Raw genomic sequence first — 19,949 nt, forward strand, 5'->3', positions numbered from 1 at the left:
CTGTCCTTGATGTATTGGGTTCAACCGGCCTTCAGGTCATCCGTGGTCCAGCCGCCGCCGAGCGCGTGAATGAGGTCGACGTTCGCGTCGAGTTGCCGCGTGCGCAGCGCGATGACGCTGCGTTGCGCTTCCAGCTCGGCCGATTGCGCCTCGACCACGTCCAGGTAGCTCACCGCGCCGCGCTGATACCGCGCGAGCGCCAGATTGAGCGCGGTCTGGGCGGCACTGGCTGCGTCCTGCTGCTGATTCGTCGCGGTGCCCAGATCATCGAGCAACGTGAGGTTGTCCTCGACCTGCCGGAACGAACCCAGCACCACACTGCGATAGCGTGCGCCTGCCTCCGCCGTGGCCTCCTTCGCCGAATCCAGCTGCGCGTGGCGCTTGCCGCCGTCCAGCAGATACACCGCCAGCGACGGACCGATCGCCCAGTACGAACTGGACAGGCTCAGCAGATTGCCGAGCACCGAGCTTTGCACGCCGCCTTGCGCGCTGAGCGTGAGCGTCGGGAAGTACGCCGCGCGCGCCACACCAATTTTTGAATTGGCCGCCGCGATGCGCCGCTCGGCCGCGGCGACGTCAGGCCGCCTTTGCAACAGCGTCGACGGCACCCCGACCGGAATCACGGGCAACGCGATCGAATCGGTACTCGGCGCGAGCTGGAACTCCGAAGGCGAAGCGCCGACCAGCACCGCCACCGCGTGCTCGAGCAATGCGCGCCGGGCCCTGATCTGGGTCAGTTCGGACTGGACCGATGACAACTGGTTGCTGGCGCGCGCCACGTCGAGACCCGAAACGATACCCGCGCCATGGCGGTTGCGGGTCAGGTCGAGCGACTTCTGGTACGCGGCCTGGGTCCCCTCGATCAGCTGAATCTGCTGATCGAGACCGCGCAGGTCGATATAGCTTCGGGCCAGCTCGATTTCGAGGCTCAGCTGCGTCGACGCAAGATCCGCCTTCGATGCCTGCCCTTCGTCCTTGCTTGCGGCAACGGAGTCGCGCACGCGTCCCCAAAGGTCCACTTCGTAGTCGACTTCGACACCCAGCGTGGCCGAGTTGTAATCGGTCGGCCCAGTCGGGCTGCGCAACGGCCGCGTGTCCGACTCGCGATCGCGCTGGACATTGCCCACAGCGGAAACCTGCGGGTACATCTGCGACTTGACCTGCCTGATGTACGCCTGCGACTGCTCATAGTGAAACAGCGCCGCGCTCAGGTCGGGGTTATTCGCGATCAGCCGCTGCTCGAGGTCGTCGAGTTCGGGCTCCTTGTACAGCTTCCACCATCCCGCGCGGTCGAGCTGGTCAGCGGGGCTCGCGACGGTCCACTGCCCCTGGGTCTGGTACTGCGCCGCGACGGGCGTTTCGGGCACCTCGTAGTGCGGAGCGAGCGAGCACGCGGCGAGCGCCACGGCGCTCACCAGTGTGGCCATCTTCAGATACTTAGTCATGCTTGCCACCTTTTGCCGTGGGCGCGATCACCTGAACATGGTCGCCTTCGACGAGACCGTCGGGCGGCGCATCGACCACGCGGTCGCTTGGCGCCAGCCCCGAGCCGATATCGACCGCGTTGCCGAGGTCCTGCACGATCGAAACGGGTTTGAAGTGAACGGTGTCGCTGCGATCGACGGTGGCGAGCCGCAACCCGCGGTTGTCGAATATCAGCGCACTGGCCGGCACCCGCAGCGCGTCGGCACGCGCCGGCAGCGCAAAGTGCAGATTCACGAAGTCGCCCGGCAACAGCAGATGACCGGGGTTATCGACCATCAGCTGGACGAGCGACGTGCCCGATGCGGCGTTCACCGAGTCAGCCAGACCCACGACCGTGGCGGTGAAGGTCTTGCCGGGATACTCCGGCACGGTGAAGCTGCCGGTGCCACCCGGCTTGACCGCCGGCACGTATTCCTGCGGCACGCGTACGTACACGCGCAGCTTGTCCACGCTCGATACGGAGAAGAGCTGCGGGCCCGTCCCGCCGCCCGCATTGATCAACGCGCCGACATCCGTGTTACGCGCGGTGATCACGCCGTCGAACGGCGCAACGATTCGCGCGAAACTCTTGGTCGCGACCAGCCGGTCGAGGTTGGCCTGCGCCGCCGCGACGCGCGCCTGCTTCGCCACATAGTCCTGCGTACGGTCATCGACCTCCTGGCGCGACACTGAATCGGAGTCCAGAAGACTTTGCCAGCGTGCGGCGGTCGTTTTCGCGAGCGCGGCATCGGCTTGCGCGCTCGTGAGGTCGGCCTTCGCCTGAATCAACTGCTGGTCGAGTTCAGGCGTCTCGATCTCGGCGAGCGTCTGCCCGGCCTTCACCGGCGTGCCGATGTCGACGCTCCACGATTTCAGGTATCCGCTCACGCGTGCGTAGATGGGCGCGCTTTCGAAGGCCTCGAGTCTGCCGGGCAGGTCCAGCGAGCCGCCCGGCGCCTCCGGGGCGGGCACGACGACATTCACGGACGGCACGGCTTGCGCCTCGGTCCAGTCCTTGAGTTGATGCTCATGCTTCATGCGAAGCGAGACGCCACCAACCACGACGAGGACGGCGAGCGCACCGCCGACAATGCCTGTTAAAGAAAGCTGACGCTGCGCGAGCGCGGCGCGCGTTGTGGGTTCAGAGGACATGGATCGAATCTCCGGTAAGCTGCGCGGCCGTCGATGTGCGACCCCGACGCGAGTGGATCATGCAAAAAATAGCGGGCACGAGAAAAAGCGTTGCAGCAGTGGCGAACACCAGCCCGCCAATCACCGCTCGGCCCAACGGCGCGTTTTGCTCTCCGCCCTCGCCAAGACTCAACGCCATCGGCGCCATGCCGATGATCATCGAGAGTGCCGTCATGAGGACCGGCCGGAACCGGGTCGTACCGGCCTCCAATGCCGCCTTGAACGCATCGCCGTGCCCGGCCAGACGCTCGCGGCTGAAACTCACCACCAGAATGGAATTGGCCGTGGCCACGCCCATGCACATGATTGCGCCAGTCAGTGCGGGCACCGAGAGCGTGGTGTCCGTCGCAAACAGCATCCAGACGATGCCGGCCAACGCGCCGGGCAAGGCCGCCACGATCACGAGCGGATCGGACCACGACTGGAAATTGACGACGATGAGCAGGTAAATCAGCACCACGGCGCCCAGAATCCCGAACGACAAGCCGCCGAAGGCGTTGTTCATCGTCTGCGCCTGGCCGAGCAGAACGACCTTCGCCCCCTTGGGCGCTTCCTTGGCGTTGGCCGAGACGATGTGGCGAATGTCGGCGGCGACGGCGCCGAGATCGCGGCCCTGGGTCGTGGCGAACACCTCGACCATCGGCTGCACGTTGTAGTTGCTCACCACTTCGTTGCTCGCCGTGCGGTGAATGCTCGCCACCCCGCCGAGAATTTGCCCGTCGTTGGCCTCGGCCCCGCCGCTCACGGGCAGATTCACGAGCGACGAGAGCGAATCCACGCTGTATTGCGGCGTCTGGAGCACGATCGAATACTCCACACCATTGGCCGCATTGAGCCAGTAGGTCGGGTCGATCTGGCTCGACCCCGCCATGTGCACCACGAGGCTATTGGTCACATCGCGTTCGGTGAGGCCTTGAAGCGACGCGCGGTCGCGATCGACGTCGATATTGAATTGCGGATTGGCCTGCGACTGCTCGATGCGCGCATCGACGACGCCGGGCACGTGACGGATCTGACGCAGCAGCGAGTTCGCGTAGGCGAAATCGGCCGGCAGATTGTTGCCGCGAATTTGCAGGTCGATCGGTGCGGGCGAGCCGAAGTTCAGGATCTGGCTCACGATGTCCGCAGGCGGGAACGAGAACGTCACGCCGGGAAACGCGCGCGGCAGCGATTCGCGTAGCTTGCGCACGTACGCGGCCGTGGGCCCATGGCCTTCTTTCAGCGAGATCTGAATGTCGCCGTCCTGCGGGCCGATCGTGCCCGTGTTGTTGTAGGCCGTATTGATGGAACTGGTGGAAAGACCAATGTTGTCCACCACGGTGCCCAGTTCGGACGGCGGAATCGTCGCTCGCACCTGCGCTTGCACCTCGGCGAAGATCTCGGCGGTTCGCTCCACACGCGTCCCCACAGGCGCACGCACGTGCAGCAGAATCTGGCCCGCGTCGACGTCCGGGAAGAAGTTGCGCCCGAGCAGCGGCATCAACGCGAACGACACCACGACGAATGCAAAGAAGCCGATCACGAACGCGCGGCGACGTTCCAGCACCCATTCGAGCATCGCGGCATAGTTCGCACGCACGCGTTCGAAGCGCTGCTCGAATCCACGGTGAAAGCGCGCCCACACGCTGGCAGACTCGTGATGTCCCTGCTCATGCGCGTGGGACTTCAGCAGGGACTTCGCCATCGTCGGCACAAGGGTGCGCGACAGAATGAACGAGGAAATCATCGCGAAGATCACCGACTCGGCCATCGGCACGAACAGGAACCTCGCCACGCCGTTCAGGAAGAACATCGGCACGAACACGATGCAGATGCACAGCAGCGAGACGAACGCGGGCGTCACGATTTGTGCCGCGCCATCGAGAATCGCGCCTTCGACGTCCTTGCCCTGCTCCAAATGCCAGTTGATGTTCTCGATGGTCACGGTGGCGTCGTCCACGAGAATGCCCACCGCCAACGCGAGCCCGCCGAGCGTCATGATATTGAGCGTCTCGCCGAGCACCGAGAGCACGGAGATCGAGCCGAGAATCGCGAGCGGAATGGAAGTCGCGATGATGATCGTCGAGCGCCAGCTGCCGAGGAACAGCAGGATCATCACGCTCGTAAGCAAGGCGGCAATCAGGCCCTCGCGCGCCACGCCCTTGATCGCGGACCGCACGAAGATCGACTGGTCGCCAATCGCGTCGATCTGGAGCGCGTCGGGCAACGAGGCCTTCGCATCGGCAACCTTCTGACGAATGCCGCCGATAATCGATAAGGTGGATGCCGAACCGTTCTTGAACACGGTGAGCAGCACCGAACGCTTGCCTTCCACGTGAACGATATTGGGCTGCGGCGGGCTGCCGTCGGTCACGTCGGCGACATCATGCATGTGCACAACGGTGCCGTTGGCCGACTTGATCGGCAGGTTCGCAATGGCCGCGATCGTCTCGGGCGCATCGTTCAGTTGCAGCGTGTACTCGTAATTGCCGATCTTTTCGGTGCCGACCGGTGTCACGAGGTTCTGCGCGGTCAGCGCATTGAGCACATCTTCGGCCGACAAGGAGCGCGCCTCGAGTTCGGACGGCTTGATGTTGATCTGAACCTGCCGGTCCTTGCCGCCGAACGGAAACGGGATCGCAGCGCCATTCACCGTCGCGAGGATCGGCCGCAACTGGTTCTTGCCGAGGTCCGCCAGATTCTGTTCCGAGAGCCCCTTGCCCGACAGCGCGAGCTGGATGATCGGAACCGTCGAAGCGTTGTAGTTGATGATGAACGGCGGCGTCGCCGAGGGCGGCAACTGCTTCAGAATCTCCTGCGAAATGGCGGTCACCTGCGCATTCGCGGTACCGATATTGGTGCCAGGCTGAAAGAAGATCTTGACGATGCCGTAGCCGGTCAGCGACGTGCCCTCGATGTGTTGAACGCCGTTCACGGTAGTCGTCAACACCCGCTCGTACGGAGCCATCACGCGACCTTCCATCTGGTCGGGCGAAAGCCCCGTGTACTGCCATACCACGCTAATCACCGGGATATTGATCGGAGGAAAAATATCCGTAGGGGTGCGAAACGCCGACAGAACGCCGACGATCAGGATAAACACGGCCAGCACAACGAAGGTATAAGGCCGTTTCAGCGCAATGCGCACGATGCCAATCATGATAATTCCAGTATTGAAGCTGGCATCGCCCCTAACCGCGGCGGATTCCAGCAAGCAGATGCTCGATGCCTTGAATCAATCTGCGTTTGATGGGACCCGGCCCGCGGACTCGCGAGGCGCACCGATCCAGTGAATGGCGGCAGCCACGATGCCGAGTGCGACACCGAAGGCGACGATGCCCGACCAGCCAAAGCGGCTCATGAGCCAGCCGCTGACCGTCGCGCCGACTGCGCCGCCGAAGAAGGTGGCCGTCATATAGAGGCTGTTGATGCGGCCTTGCGCTTTCGGATCGACCGAGAAGGCGCGCGTCTGGTTGGAAACGAGACCGGACTGCACGCCGATATCGAGCACGATCACGCCCACGATCAGCAGCGTGAGCGACGTGGCCGCGCCGGAGAGAAGCACGTAGGCAAGCGTCGCGATGCCGATACTGGCGCCGATGACCTTGCGGAAACCCACGCGGTCGGTGGCATTGCCGCCCAGCGAGGCGGCGAACGCGCCGGCCGCGCCGATGATGCCGAAGCCGCCCGCCCACGCGCTGCCGAGGTGCCACGGCCCGCTCTTGAGCAGTGCGGCAAGATTGACCCAGAAGGCGTTGAAACAGGCCCACAGCAACGCCTGGATGATCATCGATTCGCGAATCGGACGATTGTCGCGAACGAGCGGCCACAGCGAAGCGAGCAGACGCCCATACGAGAGATTCGTCGACGGCACGCCCTTCGGCAGCAGCGCAGCGGCGGCGATGAAAACCGGCACCATGAACGCGGCTTCCGCGCCGTACACCGCGCGCCAACCCCACGCCGCGCCGATCACGCCCGCGATCGTGCGGCCGACCAGGATGCCGACCATGATGCCGCTCACGACGGTGCCGACGTTACGGCCCCGCTCACTCGGCAGCGACATGACGGCGGCAAACGGCACGAGCTGCTGGGGCACACAGCTCACGATACCGACCGCAAACGAAGCCGCGATCAACGACCCGATGCCGGGCGCAACCGCCGCCGCCGCCGCAAACACGAGCGCGAGCGCGATTTGCGTGAGCACGAGCTTGCGCCGGTCGAAGCGGTCGCCAAGCGGCAGCAGCAGCGCGAGGCCGGTCGAGAAGCCGAGCAACGCGGCGCCGGCGACGAAATCGACCGCCGTGATGTTGACCCGCAGACCCGCTGCGATCAGCGGCAGAATCGGCTGCGTGCAATAGATGTTTGTGATCACTGCTCCTGCGATGATCGCCATCATGACGATCTTGCCGCGCGATGCGACGGCGGGCGTAGCTGCACTTTCTCGGGTGCTGGGTAAGCCGCTCACGACAACCTCCTTATTCGTTGAATTTCTCCGGCCGTCGCAGCGATTTGCCGTGATCCAGATTGAGGTCGAACGTTACGCGCTTGCATTTACGAAGAGAATCCCTCACGATCAAGATTCATCCTTCCACTATTTGATAGGGTCCATGAATCGCCTCGAAGCCATGGCCATCCTCGTTTCGGTCGCCGATGCGGGTAGTCTCTCGGCTGCCGCGCGGCATCTCGACATGCCGCTCGCCACGGTCAGCCGCAAGGTTGGGGAACTGGAAGCGCACCTGAAGACGCGCCTCTTTCACCGCACGACGCGCAAGCTTTCATTGACGGAAGCCGGCGCCGCATACGTGGCCGCGTGCCGGCGCATTCTCGAAGACATCGGCGAAGCCGAGCGCGCAGCGACGGGGGAATACGCCGCGCCCAAAGGCGAACTCGTGGTCACCGCGCCCGTTGCGTTCGGCCGCTTGCACGTGGTGCCGGTGGTGGCGGAATTCCTCGCGCACTATCCGGAGATCGACATCAATCTCCTGCTGACCGATCGCGTCGTTCATCTGATGGATGAACACGCGGACGTCGCGGTGCGCATTGGCGCGCTGCCCGACAGCACGTTGATCGCGACGCGCGTGGGCACGGTGCGCCGGGTCATTTGCGCCAGCCCAGCCTATCTCGCGAAGCACGGCGCGCCCGCCGAACCCGCGGACCTCTCCAGCCATCAATGCATTACCTTCGAGGCGCTCGCGTCGCTGCGCGCGTGGGCGTTCGGCTCCGGCAAGTCGGAGCAATCCGTGCCGGTTCATTCGCGGCTTGCCGTGAATACCGCGGACGCCGCTATCGAAGCCGCGATCCTCGGCGTGGGGCTGATACGCGTGCTGTCCTACCAGGTTGCACGCGCCGTTCGCGCCAACGAGCTGCGCGTCGTGCTCGACGCGTTTGAAGCGGCGCCGCTGCCCGTCAATCTCGTGCACGCGGGGCAAGCGCCCCTGCCGCTGAAGCTGCGTGCGTTCCTCGACTTCGCGTCGCCGCGCCTGCGCGAGCGCACCGCGGGCGAACTCGTCAACACCGTCACCGCGTGACCGCCTGAGCCGCCCACGCAAAGGCGCTGCGCGCTCGCGCCGGAAGAGAATCCGTTAACATCGGGAATCTCCCTTCCCGTTATCGAGAAGACCATGGACCGTCTCGAAGGGATGTCCATCCTGGTCGCAGTCGTCGATGCAGGCAGCTTGTCAGCCGCGGCCCGGCGGCTCGGCCAGCCGCTGGCGACAGTCAGCCGCAAGGTCGGCGATCTCGAAGCGCACCTGAAGACCCGTCTGCTTCATCGCACCACCCGGCACCTCTCGCTCACCGAGGCCGGCGAGGCTTATGTCGCGTCGTGCCGGCGCATTCTCGAGGACATCGGCGAAATCGAACGCGCCGTGACGGGCGAATACGCGGCGCCGAAAGGCTCGCTGGTGGCCACGGCGCCCGTGGTCTTCGGCCGGCTGCACGTCGTCCCTGTCATGTCGGCCTTTCTCGCGCACTATCCGGAGATCGACGCCCGCCTCGTGCTGACCGATCGCAACGTCAATTTTCTCGAAGACCACGTGGACGTTGCGGTGCGCATCGGCCAGTTGCCGGACAGCAGCCTCGTGGCGATACGCCTGGGCGAAACGCGCCCCGTGGTGTGCGCGAGCCCCGCGTATCTCGCCGAGCGAGGCACGCCGCAAAACCCGGATGATCTCGCCGATCATGCGTGCATCGGTTTCGAGGGAATCAATTCGTCGCGCACGTGGACGTTTGCTGGCGAAAAGTCGGAACAGAACGTGCCGATCCACGCGCGGCTCGTGACAAACACGGCGGAATCGGCCATCGACGCCGCGACGCTCGGGACCGGTTTGACCCGGGTTCTCTCTTATCAGGTCGCGAACGCCGTGCAGGATGGCCGCTTGCAGCTGGTGCTGGAAACCTTCGGGCTGGCGCCCATGCCGATCCATCTCGTCCACGCCGGCCAGACGCCGCTGCCGCTCAAGCTGCGCGCGTTCCTCGACTTCATGTCGCCGCGCCTCAAGGCGCGCCTGTCTGCCGTCTGAATTTCCCGCGTTATTGAGCGCGAGTATCAACTGTTGTTCATCGCAGGTGGTTTTTGTCAGCGTCGTTCGTGCGTAACCTTGGCTCGCAAATGGGAAAACGCAAGGCGAAACGCAATGGATATGTCAGCAATCACCGCAATGAAGGCTTCCGCGCCCGTCGAACCTGCGCTTTCGCAGCAGCCCGCGTGGCGCCGCGTGTTTCGCGAGGACGCGCTCACGGTCGGACTGATCCTGCCGCTCGAAACGCATCCGGACTCGCCCGTCCCGACCATGCGCGATCACGTCGCCATGGCGCAACGCGCCGAGTCGATGGGCGTGGCCGCGCTGTGGATGCGCGACATCCCGTTCTACGATCCTGCGTATGGCGATGCGGGCCAGATCTTCGAACCGCTGGTGTATATCGCCAGCCTCGCGGCCGTGACGAGCGAAATCGCGCTCGGCACGACCGGCATCGTCTTGCCGATGCGCGAGCCGCTGTTGCTGGCCAAGCAGGTGAATTCGCTCGACCAGTTGACGAACGGAAGGCTCCTGTTAGGCATGTCTTCCGGCGATAGACCTTCCGAGTATCCCGTCTTCGGCATCGACTTCGATACGCGCGGCGAGCGGTTTCGCGACGCGTTCGAGACCTATCGGACAGTGAGCGAGCAGCCTTTTCCGGTGTTCTCCTCGCCGCGCTTCGGCAAATCGGGCGGCACGCTCGATCTGTTGCCCAAGCCGCCTTATGGACGCACTCCAGCCATTGCTGTCGGCCGGGCGCAGCAAAGTCTCGAATGGATTGCGGCGCACATGGACGGCTATCTTGGCTTCGTGCCCGGCCCCGCCGCGCTCGACGCATTCGTGCGTAGCTGGAAGGACCTGGTCGCGCAGTCGATGGGCCGCGATGCCTTCAAGCCGGTTGCCTTTGGCGGCTACCTCTATTTGCATCCGCGGCCCGACTACCCGTTTCGCGCCATCAAGGGCGGCTTCGCCATCGGCAGCCGGTCGCTCAGGCATTTTCTGGAGCAGGCGCGCGAAGCGGGCGTGAGCCACGTCGCGCTGAATCCGAAAGTTACGCCGCGCCCGTACGCCGACGTACTCGACGAGTTGCACAGCGAAGTGCTGCCGTACTTTATCCCGGAGGTGTTTCATGCAACACGCGAATCTACGTGAAGCGCTCATTGCGCACTGGCAGGCGTCGGCGGCCGGCGATCTCGAAGCCGAACACGACATCTACGCCGACGACGCCATCTGCGACTACCCTCAATCGGGCGAACGCATTCTCGGGCGCCGGAACTTGCAGGCGCTGCGCGGACATCATCCCGGCAAGCCTTCCGGTTTCGAAGTCAGACGCATGCAGGGCGAAGGCAATCTCTGGGTGACCGAATACACCATCGTTTACCAGGGGCGATCCGCTTTCACCGTGAGCATCATGGAATTCCGTGACGGCAAGGTCGTTCACGAGACCCAATATTTTTCGGATCCCTTTGAAGCGCCCGCCTGGCGCAGCCAATGGGTTCAGAAGATCACGGCCAGCTAACGTTCGCTTCGAAAGATCGATTGCGCAAATTGCAAAGCGAAATAGCCGACCATGACCGCGCCGGCTATCTTCAAGCGCGCGGCGTTTTCACGCCGCGCTTACCTTATTTTGAAGCGGGCATGGCGAACTCCGCACCCTTGTCGATGCTGTCGGGCCAACGCTGCGTCACGCTCTTGTAGCGCGTGTAGAAGCGCACCGCTTCCTCGCCGTAGGCGTGATGATCGCCGAACAGCGAGCGCTTCCAGCCCCCGAACGAATGCCACGCCGACGGCACCGGACTCGGCACGTTGATGCCCACCATGCCGATCTGAATCTGCCGGGTAAACGTGCGGGCTGCCGCGCCATCGGCCGTGAACAGGGTGACGCAATTGCCCAGTTCATGCGCGTTGACAAGCTCGATAGCACTGGCCAGATCCGGCACACGCACCACCGAAAGCACCGGCCCGAAAATCTCTTCGCGATAGATCTTCATATCCGGCTTCACGTCGTCGAAGAGCGAGCCGCCCAGGAAGAAGCCCTCTTCGTGTCCCGCCACGGTATGGCCGCGCCCGTCCACGACAAGCTTCGCGCCAGCCTCGACGCCCGCATCGATGTAACCCAGCACCTTGGTGCGATGCGCGGCGCTGATGAGCGGCCCCATGTCCAGATCGGGCTCCATGCCCGCGCCGATGCGCAGCGCGCGCACGCGCGGCGCGAGACGCTCGATCAGTTCGTCGCCGATGCTGCCTACCGCCACCGCGACCGAGGTCGCCATGCAGCGCTCGCCCGCCGAGCCGTACGCCGAATTGATCAGCGCATCGACGGCTTGATCGAGATTCGCGTCGGGCATGACGACGAGATGATTCTTCGCACTGCCCAGCGCCTGCACGCGCTTGCCGCGTTTGGCGCCCTCTGCGTAGATATATTCGGCCACCGGCGTGGAGGCGACGACGGACATCGCGGCCACGTCGGGATGCTGAATCAGCGCATCGACGGTGCCCTTGTCGCCGTTCACCACGTTGAACACGCCTTTGGGGAAGCCCGCCTCGATGAAGAGTTCGGCCAGCCGGATCGACGACGACGGCGTGCGCTCCGAGGGCTTGAGGATGAACGTGTTGCCGGTCGCGGCGGCCATGACGAACATCCAGCACGGCACCACCACCGGGAAATTGAACGGGGTGACGCCGGCAATCACGCCCACGGGCTGACGCAAATTCCAGCTATCGACGCCGCTGCTGCTTTGATCGGTGAAACCGGTCTTGAGCAGGTTCGGAATGCCGCACGCGAATTCGACGATTTCGATGCCGCGCATCACTTCGCCCCTGGCGTCCGAGAACAGCTTGCCGTGGTCGCGCGTAATGAGTTCGGCGATTTCGTCGAGGTGCGCCTCGAGCAATTCCTTGAACTTGAACATCAGGCGCGCGCGCTTGAGCGGCGGGGTTTCGCTCCAGGCTGCAAACGCGCTTTTGGCGGCCGCGACGGCGGCGGCAACCTCACTGGTATTCGCAACCGGCACGCGCGCCGTAATGCGGCCCTGCGCGGGATCGTAGACGTCGTTGAATCGCCCGCTCACGCCAGCGGTGTATTGACCGTCGATGAAATGTTTCAGTTGGCGCACCGCGCCCTGGTTTGCTTCGCTCATACGTCCTTCCTTTCGTGGGTTTGGGCGCGGCGCGCGGATCGAAGAAAATCCGCATCGCAGCGCACATCAAGTCAAGTGGCCGGGCATCACCATGACTCCCCGCCAGGATCGGCAGTCATCGACCGCCGACGAGAACAGTCTACGTTTTACGGCTCCCAGCTGAGGGGCTAGCTGCGACGGTTTGGGGACATTCCCGGCGCGTATCCGGCCATCGCGACAAAGCGCAAATCGTGGCTCCCCGAAGGGTCGAATGGCTTCGCGAAGCGGCGCGCATCCGGGCTATGGCTTACCCGCCATAAGTCGACTCCCATCCGCCTCCCAGCGCTTTACAAAGCGTAATGAGATTCGTGGCCGCCGTGGCCCGGCTTTGCTCGAGATTGCTCTGCGCTTCGAGCAACTGCTTCTGCACGTTCAATACGTCGAGATAATCGAGCGCCCCGGCCTTGTACCGCTCCCGCGCGACCGAGAGCGCGCGCTGGTTCATGGTCACCGCCTGGGCCAGCCGGTCGCGGCGGCGCTGTTCGGCGTCGTAGGTGACGAGCGCGTCGTCCACCTCCTGCCACGCGCGCAGCACCGTCTCCTTGTAGGCAATCGCCGCTTCCTGCTGTTGCGCCTCGCGCAGCTGGAGCGTGCCTTTCAGGCGACCGCCTTCGAAGATGGGAAACGTAATGGAAGGGCCGACGACGAACTGCCCGGACGCCCAACTGGCCAGACTCGAAAGCTGAAGACTCTGAAAGCCCGCGCTGCCATTGAGCATGATGCGCGGATAAAAATCGGCCTTCGCCACGCCGATCGACGCCGTCGCCGCGTGCAGTTCGGCTTCCGCCTTGCGGATATCGGGCCGGCGCTGCACGAGTTCGGAAGGAAAACCGATCGGCACCTGCGCCGGCAGTACCGGCACCTCCTGCGTTGCAGCGAGCGTCTGGCGCAGCGCGCCCGGTTCCTCGCCGAGCAGCAGGCCGATGGCATTGATGGTCGTTTCGGAGTGCGATTCGAGCGTGGGAATCAGGCTTTCGATATTCTCCACCTGCGCCGAAGCGTTCGAGACGTCGAGATCCGTCGTGACGCCCTCATGTGCACGGACCTGCGTGAGCTTCAGCGCGTCGTTGGCGATGTCCAGATTTTGATGCGCGATCTGCAGGAGTTCCTGCGTGTCGCGCAGCTCGATATAGTCTCGCGCAAGCTCCGCGCGCGCGCTCAGCAAGACCGCGTTCCGGTCCTCATACGAGGCGGCCGAAAGCGCCGTCGCCGCTTCCACGCTGCGTCGCACGCGGCCCCAGATATCGATCTCCCACGAAGCGTCGAAGCCGACCTGGTACAGGTTATAGGCCGGCGAGCCCTTGGAGCCCGGCATCGCCGCCACGCCGAGCGGCGCGCTGCCGGAGGCCGACTGCGGCTGACTCTGCGTGGGCGTCACGCCAAGCAGCGAGAGAATGCCGTTTTCACTGCCGCGTTCGCGGTTGTACGATGCGGCGCCGTCGAGCGTCGGATATTCGGCTGCGCCCGCTACGCGGCGCTCGGCCCGGCTTTGCAGCAGGCGCGCGGAGGCGGCCGCCACGTCCAGGTTTGCGTCGGCGAGCTGCTTTTCGAGGCCGTTCAATACGGGATCGTTGAACAGCGTCCACCATTCCGGTCCGAACTGGCCTTCCACGGCTTTGCTCGGCGCCTGCGCCGTCTGCGTGCGGTTGAAGACCTCCGGCGTCGGCGACTTCGGCGGTTCGAAATTGGGACCCACCGTGCAACCGGCTATGGTCAGGAACGCCAGGCACGCAAGCACCGCGAGAACGATCGCGCGGCTAGCATATTTGCTCGTATTCATTTTCTTTCCGCTCCCTCAGCCGTCGCTTCTGCGCCCCGGCCAACGGCCACTTCGGCTTCCACCGAGAGCCCGACGCTCAATGCCGCTGCAGCAGGCTGCCCGCGATCGATCGTGATCTTGACGGGCACGCGCTGCACCACCTTCGTAAAGTTGCCTGTGGCGTTGTCGGGTGCGATCGGCGCGAAGCTCACGCCAGTCGCCGGCGCCAGGCTGTCGATGCGGCCATGAATCACGACGCCGGGCAGGCTGTCGACCGTCACGCGCACGCTTTCACCGGGCCGCATGTTGGTGATCTGGCTCTCCTGGAAGTTGGCGACGACATACGCGTCCGAAAGCGGCACGATTGCGAGCACGGGGGCGCCGGGCGTCACGAAGGCGCCGACCCGCGCCGAGCGGCGCCCCACCTTGCCGTCGACGGGGGCGCGAATTTCCGTATAGGAGAGGTTGAGCTTCGCCTGTTCGAGCACCGCTTCGGCGTGTTGAAGCGCGCCGGCGGCCTTGTCGCGCTCGGTGCGCAGGACGTCCAGATTCTGCTGGGTGGCCGACAGCACCGCCTGATCGTGCGACTGCTGCGCAAGCTGCTCGGCGAGCGTGCTCGAAGCCTGTTGCTGCTCCTGCGCGGTCCCCGCCCCCGCCGTGGAAAGATTCTGGTAGCGCGCCGCGTTGGCCCGCGCGAAGCCGATCGCCGCGTCGTCGGAGCGCAACGTGGCGCGCGCCTGATCGACGAGCGAGGGCTGACGCGCGATCTCCGCTTCGAAGTTCGCCACCGACGCCTTCGCGCCGACCACCTCCGCCTCGGCGCTCATCAACGCGGCGTGATAGTCGCGGTCGTCGATGCGCACCAGCAGCTGGCCCGCCTTCACGTCCTCGTTATCGTTCACCAGTACGTCCGTGATCTGCCCCGCGACGCGCGGCGCGACCAGCGTGAAATCCGCGGTGACGTAGGCGTCGTTCGTGGATTCCGAACTGGAGTGAGACAGGAGCTTCGTGCCTGCCCAGGCAGCGACGCCGACAACGGCGACGACTGCTGCAATACGAAGCCATTTCAGTCTGGACGGCGGGGAGTTGGGTTTGGTCGATGACATGGAAAACGTCCCTCATTTCGAAGCGGGCGGCGTAGTGCTCCACGGCGGATAGATCCGCACCGGCAGCACCGGAACAAGAAGAAGCAGAACGAGTGCAACGCACGCCATCACCCGGTAGAGATCGGCGGACGTCAGCACGACGGCCTGCTCGTGAATACGGTGCGCGAGTTGTCCCAGCGCGTAAGACGTGTCGAGGCCGGGGCCTGTCACCAGCGCGCGGTTGCCCAGTTGGTCGACGAGCATGCTCGAATGGAAATGTTCGCGCGCGGTGCCTACGCCCTCGATCAGACCCGTCGCGATGGCGGCGGCGAACGTCTTGACCGTATTGAACATGGCCGAAGCGAACGGGCCCTCCGTTGGCGGCAACCCCGTCGTGACACCCATGAGGATCGACATGATCACCATGGGCTGCGCGATGATCTGCAGCGCCTGCAGCACGTAGAAGTTGTTGCGAATCCACTCGGACGTCATGAAGCTGCCGAGTGCGCAGGTCGTGAACATCAGCGACAGACCGATTGCGATCACCCAGCGGTGATCGGCGCGCCGCGTATTCAACAGAGCCGCCGTCAAGGGGAGCGTAATCAGCAGCGGAATGGCGAGCAACAGCGAGAGCGGCGCCGTCTGCAGCGGCCGGTACGCATGAACTTTGGCGAGAAACTGCCCGGGTATAGCGGCGACGCCCACCAGCAGGATCACGGTGCCGACCAAGGTCGAGAGGCCGTGCGTGAAATTCCTGCGCTCGAGTAACTGGAGCTTGAAAAAAGGCACGGGCTGAAACCACTCGTTGACGAGGAAGACCACGAGCAGCAGAGCGCCGCCGCCCAACATCACGCGGATAAACTCCGATTCGAACCAGTCGAGCCGGTCGCCTTGCAAAAGCCCGGTCACGAGCATGGCGAACGCGGGGAAGCCCGTGATCAAACCTATCCAGTTAAAAGTACGGAAGCGCTCGAGCTTGACCGGATCGGCGGGCAGCCCCTGCTGAATCGCGATACAGCACAGCACGCCAAGCGGAATGATTTGCCAGAACGCCATGCGCCAGCTCACGAACTCCGTCCACAACGCGGCGAGCGGTGTGCCGAGCGCCGGCCCGAAGGTTGCAGTAAGCGCATACCCGGCGAGCCCATACAGCTTGAATTTGGGCGGCAGATAACGCAGCGCCACGATGATCAGCATGGGAGGCAGACAGCCGCCCGCGATTCCCTGGAGGATACGCAAGACGTAGAGCGTCGCCAGATTCGGTGCAAACGGGCACAGCAATCCGAACAACATCGTGGCGAGCACGGCGCCGATCGTGAAGCGCTTGAGCGTAAAGGTGATGCCGAACCAGGGGGCGAACACCATCGTCGCGACGTTGGCGGCTTCGAACAGCGAGGTGAGCCACGTCCCGTCGTCATGCCCGATCAGGAACGCGCCCTGGATATCGGCCATCGCCGCCGCGGTCACCTGTTCGTTGAGGATGGCCAGCAACGAAGCGAACAACATGCCGAGCAGGCCCACCACGATGCGCCCCGTGAACGCCACCTGCGCAGGGGCGGGCTGCGCCGTCGCCCCGGCTTCGCGCACAGCGCGTGGTTCCAGCGCCTGTGGGGCCGTTGCCGCTTCCGTTCCAGTCGTCAAAGGGTTCGCAGTTGTCATGGCGATCAGCAACTTCCCGGGTTTCGTTAGCTGTACTGTTTGATGTGGCTAGTTCACTGTGAGGCAATTCAGCGCCCTGCATCCTCACGCCATGCGATGACCACACCTCCGGTTTCGCCGCGCATTGTTGCTGTTCACTGACGGCTTTATTGTCAGAGATGAACCCAATTTCTTAAAGTCTCGCCTGGTCTGATTTTGGGCCATCTAGTACGAGAATTTTGCCAGGCCGTCCGGTCGTGATTCGCCCAACGCGTGTGTGCCGCGTCGACGCAAACCTGACTGATTACGCATGGGTCATTTCTGCGCTGTTTTGAGCCAATCCAGCTTGCGAGGCGCTACCAGACGGCACACGATGCTTAGAATCGCGGCGTAGGCATTCAGGCCGCGCGTTGATCGCGATAGACACGATTCACGAAGGTTTGAAAACGAACCGGCAACGGTAGACGCCAAACGGCTTTTACTGTTGTTTTCCGTTTGCAAGAGATTCAGATTGGGAAGTCAAGATGGACAGATTACGCGAGATGGAGGTGTTTGTAGCCATCGTCGAACGCGGCAGCTTCAGCGCCGCATCCGAAAAATTCGGCTTGTCGCGAGCGGCGGTGTCACGGGCAGTCAACTCGCTCGAAACGCGCCTGGGCGCCCAGCTGCTTGCGCGCACGACACGCTCCGTGCGGCCCACGGACGCCGGCGTCGCTTACCTCGAGGCCTGCCGCAAGCTGCTCGATGGCATCACCGACGCGGAGTCGCATATCGCCACGAATCTCGCCAACCCGGTGGGCACGCTCACGATTACGGCGCCGGTGCAACTCGGCCAGCGCTTCATCGCTCCGCTCGTCAACGCCTACACGCTGCGCTATTCCGACGTCAGCGTGAACGCTGTTTACCTCGATCGTCCCACGCGCCTGCTCGAAGAAGGCGTGGATATCGCCATACGGATTGGCCATCTCGAAGATTCGTCGACCTTCGCGGTGCGCCTGGGGTCCGTGCGGCGGCAGACCTTTGCGTCCCCCGCTTATCTCGCCGCGCATGGAGAGCCCATGCATCCGCGAGACCTGGCCGGCCACCATTGCGTTTCCTTTACCGGCGTGTCCCAACCGCTCGAGTGGACGTTTTACGAAAATAACGCAAAGATTCCTGTGCGGCTACAGCCGCGCCTGATCGTGAATCTGGCGCCCGCCGCCATTTCGGCCGCGGAAGACGGCGTGGGTATCACGCAGTTGCTGTCTTATCAGGCCGCAAATGAAGTCGCTTCCGGAAATCTGGTGCCGATTTTGCGGGCCTACGAGCCCGAATCGACGCCGGTCAGCCTGCTTCATGTCGAACGGCGCGGGACGAGTGGAAAGATCCGCTCCTTCGTGGAGTTCGTCACCGAAACGCTGCGCAACAACACGTATCTTCAATGTGCGAGCGGATTGACGAGCGAAGGCGAATGCGTTCCATGTCAAGGCAATCGCGAACTCGCCACGAGGCATTCCGAAGCGCATGCCCCATCTCTACAGCCGCTTGTTCATTCACTCGGCAACTGATGACAATTGAGCCGCAATACGAAGTTCGCGGTACGCGCTCGCCAGCGCGTCGAGGCTGAATGCGCGATTCAAGCCGCTCGGGTTCGGCAGCACCCACGCCTGCGCGCCGCCGAAGCTGCTGGATTGCAAACCCCACTGGATATCCCGCTTGCCGGACATTTCGGCAAGCGCCATCTTGCCGAGAAAGGCGATAAACCGCGGTGCGTAGTGTTGAACCTTGAGCTCGAATTGCGCCGCGGCGGCCTGAATTTCCGCTCTCGACAATTCGTCCGCCCGTGCTGTCGCGCGCGAAACCGCCGTAGTCAGACCAAAGCCATGCTGCAGCAACTCACGGTCGTTCTCGGGGCGAAACTCCTGCGGCGTAAAACCTGCACGATGGAGCACACGCCAGAAGCGGTTCCCTCTGCCATCGAAGTGGCGCCCCGTGGCCGCCGCACGCATGCCCGGATTGATCCCACAAAACAAGACCGACAAGCCGGGCGCGATGATATCGGGAAGGCATGGCGCAGTATTGGCGTTTGCCAGTTCCGCGAGGGAATCGCCGCTATGCACTCGCCTCCCCGCGGAATCGCAGACGATATTGTTTTGGCGTGACGTTCAGGCGCCGCGAGAACGTCGTGCGCATATGCGTGGCGCTATGAAAGCCGCACTTGAATGCGACCGTCTTGAGCGGCGCATCGGTGTCCTCCAGGAGCTTCCTCGCCGTGTCGACGCGAACCTGCTCGACGAATACGGAGGGCGTCACCTTCGCGTTCTTGGCGAAGATGCGCGACAAGGTGCGCCGACTCACGGCAGCCGCGCTCGCCAGCGCCTCGATCGACAGCGTATCGGTGATATGTTCGCTCACGTAGCGATACACCTTGCTGAGTATGGGGTCCTCGTCCTTGCCGGCGCCGATATACGGGCTGTACTGGGACTGACCGCCTTCGCGCTGGATATACACCACCAGCCGCTTCGCCACCCGCACCGCCAGTTCGTGTCCCCAGTCTTCCGCCACGAGTGCGAGGCACAGATCGATGCCCGCGGTCACGCCCGCCGACGTGAACAGCCGCCCGTCGCGCACGAAAATGCGGTCCGGCTGCACGTTGGCGTGGGGGAATTCATTGGACAGGCGCCCGGCATCCGACCAGTGGGTCGTCACTTCCTTGCCGTCGAGCAGCCCCGCGTGCGCCAGCACAAATGCGCCGTTGCACACCGAACCGAAGCGGCTCGCGCTGCGCGCCTGGTTTTGCAGCCACGCCAGAAACTCATTCGACGGATGGACGTCGGGCAACTGCGGACCGCCGGCTACGAGCAACAAGTCCCATTGCACGTCGCTGTCGGCATAGCCACGCGAGACCGCCAGTTGCATGCCGTTCGAGCAGGTCACGGCGCCCGCCTCGCGACCGACGAGCGTCACCTCGTAGCGCTGATGCTCGGAGAGGAACGTATTCGCCTCGGCGAACACATCGAGTGGGCCTGCAACATCTAGCGCCTGCACACCATCGAATACAACAATGGCGACTTTCATGCCGTGACCTTCAGAGGTGGTGTCCCAACCAGGACCGTGGCGCAGCTTAACGCATCGTCGTTAGCGCATGCAGTCTGTC

General features: G+C 63.8%; 15 protein-coding genes. 5 read left to right on the forward strand and 10 right to left on the reverse strand.

Going from position 1 to position 19,949, the window contains the following annotated elements; all coding sequences use genetic code 11:
• Positions 1–20: 20 nt before the first annotated feature.
• The 4 genes from AB4Y35_RS30605 to AB4Y35_RS30620 all read right to left on the reverse strand — a co-directional run bounded on the left by AB4Y35_RS30605 (position 21) and on the right by AB4Y35_RS30620 (position 7,099).
• Positions 21–1,445: an efflux transporter outer membrane subunit gene (locus AB4Y35_RS30605; RefSeq protein ID WP_368707341.1), complete on the reverse strand. Its 1,425-nt coding sequence runs from the start codon at positions 1,443–1,445 to the stop codon at positions 21–23.
• Entirely contained in the window at positions 1,438–2,616 is a 1,179-nt protein-coding gene (locus AB4Y35_RS30610; RefSeq protein WP_368707342.1) for an efflux RND transporter periplasmic adaptor subunit, read from the reverse strand. Before AB4Y35_RS30610 ends, AB4Y35_RS30605 begins: the two co-directional genes overlap by 8 nt.
• Complete coding sequence (locus tag AB4Y35_RS30615) at positions 2,606–5,794, reverse strand: efflux RND transporter permease subunit (protein ID WP_368707343.1); 3,189 nt, start codon at positions 5,792–5,794, stop codon at positions 2,606–2,608. Before AB4Y35_RS30615 ends, AB4Y35_RS30610 begins: the two co-directional genes overlap by 11 nt.
• 75 nt (positions 5,795–5,869) lie before the next feature.
• The gene (locus AB4Y35_RS30620) at positions 5,870–7,099 is read right to left on the reverse strand and encodes an MFS transporter (RefSeq protein WP_324159656.1); all 1,230 of its coding nucleotides are present in this window, start codon (positions 7,097–7,099) and stop codon (positions 5,870–5,872) included.
• A 142-nt stretch (positions 7,100–7,241) separates the two neighbouring features.
• Between AB4Y35_RS30620 and AB4Y35_RS30625 the strand changes: the two genes are divergently transcribed.
• The 4 genes from AB4Y35_RS30625 to AB4Y35_RS30640 all read left to right on the forward strand — a co-directional run bounded on the left by AB4Y35_RS30625 (position 7,242) and on the right by AB4Y35_RS30640 (position 10,671).
• Positions 7,242–8,162, forward strand: a complete 921-nt coding sequence (locus tag AB4Y35_RS30625) for a LysR family transcriptional regulator (protein ID WP_368707344.1) — start codon at positions 7,242–7,244, stop codon at positions 8,160–8,162.
• A gap of 93 nt (positions 8,163–8,255) precedes the next feature.
• Complete coding sequence (locus tag AB4Y35_RS30630; RefSeq protein ID WP_368691048.1) at positions 8,256–9,155, forward strand: LysR family transcriptional regulator; 900 nt, start codon at positions 8,256–8,258, stop codon at positions 9,153–9,155.
• Between the two features lie 138 nt (positions 9,156–9,293).
• Entirely contained in the window at positions 9,294–10,304 is a 1,011-nt protein-coding gene (locus AB4Y35_RS30635) for an LLM class oxidoreductase (protein WP_368707547.1), read from the forward strand.
• Positions 10,282–10,671 carry a nuclear transport factor 2 family protein gene (locus AB4Y35_RS30640; protein WP_368707345.1) on the forward strand — a complete coding sequence of 130 codons (390 nt, stop codon included), beginning with the start codon at positions 10,282–10,284 and terminating at the stop codon, positions 10,669–10,671. Before AB4Y35_RS30635 ends, AB4Y35_RS30640 begins: the two co-directional genes overlap by 23 nt.
• A 103-nt stretch (positions 10,672–10,774) precedes the next feature.
• Here AB4Y35_RS30640 and AB4Y35_RS30645 read toward each other — a convergent pair whose 3' ends face one another.
• The 4 genes from AB4Y35_RS30645 to AB4Y35_RS30660 form a co-directional block, all read right to left on the reverse strand.
• A complete protein-coding gene (locus AB4Y35_RS30645; RefSeq protein ID WP_368707346.1) occupies positions 10,775–12,292 on the reverse strand; it encodes a CoA-acylating methylmalonate-semialdehyde dehydrogenase in 1,518 nt (505 codons plus the stop codon).
• Positions 12,293–12,578: 286 nt separating this feature from the next.
• On the reverse strand, positions 12,579–14,111 hold the full coding sequence (locus AB4Y35_RS30650) for an efflux transporter outer membrane subunit (RefSeq protein ID WP_368707347.1): 1,533 nt from the start codon (positions 14,109–14,111) through the stop codon (positions 12,579–12,581).
• Complete coding sequence (locus AB4Y35_RS30655) at positions 14,108–15,196, reverse strand: HlyD family secretion protein (protein WP_368707348.1); 1,089 nt, start codon at positions 15,194–15,196, stop codon at positions 14,108–14,110. The genes AB4Y35_RS30650 and AB4Y35_RS30655 overlap by 4 nt, the downstream gene beginning before the upstream one ends.
• Positions 15,197–15,208: 12 nt before the next feature.
• Complete coding sequence (locus AB4Y35_RS30660; protein WP_368707349.1) at positions 15,209–16,834, reverse strand: MFS transporter; 1,626 nt, start codon at positions 16,832–16,834, stop codon at positions 15,209–15,211.
• Between the two features lie 503 nt (positions 16,835–17,337).
• Here AB4Y35_RS30660 and AB4Y35_RS30665 point away from each other — a divergent pair.
• Entirely contained in the window at positions 17,338–18,360 is a 1,023-nt protein-coding gene (locus tag AB4Y35_RS30665) for a LysR family transcriptional regulator (RefSeq protein ID WP_368707350.1), read from the forward strand.
• Here AB4Y35_RS30665 and mug read toward each other — a convergent pair.
• Together mug and AB4Y35_RS30675 are read right to left on the reverse strand one after the other, a co-directional pair.
• On the reverse strand, positions 18,346–18,912 hold the full coding sequence (gene mug / locus AB4Y35_RS30670; protein WP_368707351.1) for a G/U mismatch-specific DNA glycosylase: 567 nt from the start codon (positions 18,910–18,912) through the stop codon (positions 18,346–18,348). The genes AB4Y35_RS30665 and mug overlap by 15 nt on opposite strands.
• On the reverse strand, positions 18,905–19,870 hold the full coding sequence (locus AB4Y35_RS30675; RefSeq protein ID WP_368707352.1) for a GlxA family transcriptional regulator: 966 nt from the start codon (positions 19,868–19,870) through the stop codon (positions 18,905–18,907). Before AB4Y35_RS30675 ends, mug begins: the two co-directional genes overlap by 8 nt.
• Between the last annotated feature and the right edge of the window lie 79 nt (positions 19,871–19,949).

This window comes from Paraburkholderia sp. EG286A, assembly GCF_040965375.1.
Classification (GTDB): Bacteria; Pseudomonadota; Gammaproteobacteria; order Burkholderiales; family Burkholderiaceae; genus Paraburkholderia.

Bases quoted from the DNA above. Each gene is read 5' to 3' on its own strand.
- AB4Y35_RS30635 (WP_368707547.1), top strand. From the start codon at position 9,294: ATGAAGGCTTCCGCGCCCGTCGAACCTGCGCTTTCGCAGCAGCCCGCG.
- AB4Y35_RS30650 (WP_368707347.1), bottom strand. From the start codon at position 14,111: ATGAATACGAGCAAATATGCTAGCCGCGCGATCGTTCTCGCGGTGCTT.
- AB4Y35_RS30605 (WP_368707341.1), bottom strand. From the start codon at position 1,445: ATGACTAAGTATCTGAAGATGGCCACACTGGTGAGCGCCGTGGCGCTC.
- AB4Y35_RS30660 (WP_368707349.1), bottom strand. From the start codon at position 16,834: ATGACAACTGCGAACCCTTTGACGACTGGAACGGAAGCGGCAACGGCC.
- AB4Y35_RS30665 (WP_368707350.1), top strand. From the start codon at position 17,338: ATGGACAGATTACGCGAGATGGAGGTGTTTGTAGCCATCGTCGAACGC.
- AB4Y35_RS30640 (WP_368707345.1), top strand. From the start codon at position 10,282: ATGCAACACGCGAATCTACGTGAAGCGCTCATTGCGCACTGGCAGGCG.
- AB4Y35_RS30610 (WP_368707342.1), bottom strand. From the start codon at position 2,616: ATGTCCTCTGAACCCACAACGCGCGCCGCGCTCGCGCAGCGTCAGCTT.
- AB4Y35_RS30655 (WP_368707348.1), bottom strand. From the start codon at position 15,196: ATGTCATCGACCAAACCCAACTCCCCGCCGTCCAGACTGAAATGGCTT.
- AB4Y35_RS30625 (WP_368707344.1), top strand. From the start codon at position 7,242: ATGAATCGCCTCGAAGCCATGGCCATCCTCGTTTCGGTCGCCGATGCG.
- AB4Y35_RS30615 (WP_368707343.1), bottom strand. From the start codon at position 5,794: ATGATTGGCATCGTGCGCATTGCGCTGAAACGGCCTTATACCTTCGTT.
- AB4Y35_RS30675 (WP_368707352.1), bottom strand. From the start codon at position 19,870: ATGAAAGTCGCCATTGTTGTATTCGATGGTGTGCAGGCGCTAGATGTT.
- AB4Y35_RS30630 (WP_368691048.1), top strand. From the start codon at position 8,256: ATGGACCGTCTCGAAGGGATGTCCATCCTGGTCGCAGTCGTCGATGCA.
- AB4Y35_RS30645 (WP_368707346.1), bottom strand. From the start codon at position 12,292: ATGAGCGAAGCAAACCAGGGCGCGGTGCGCCAACTGAAACATTTCATC.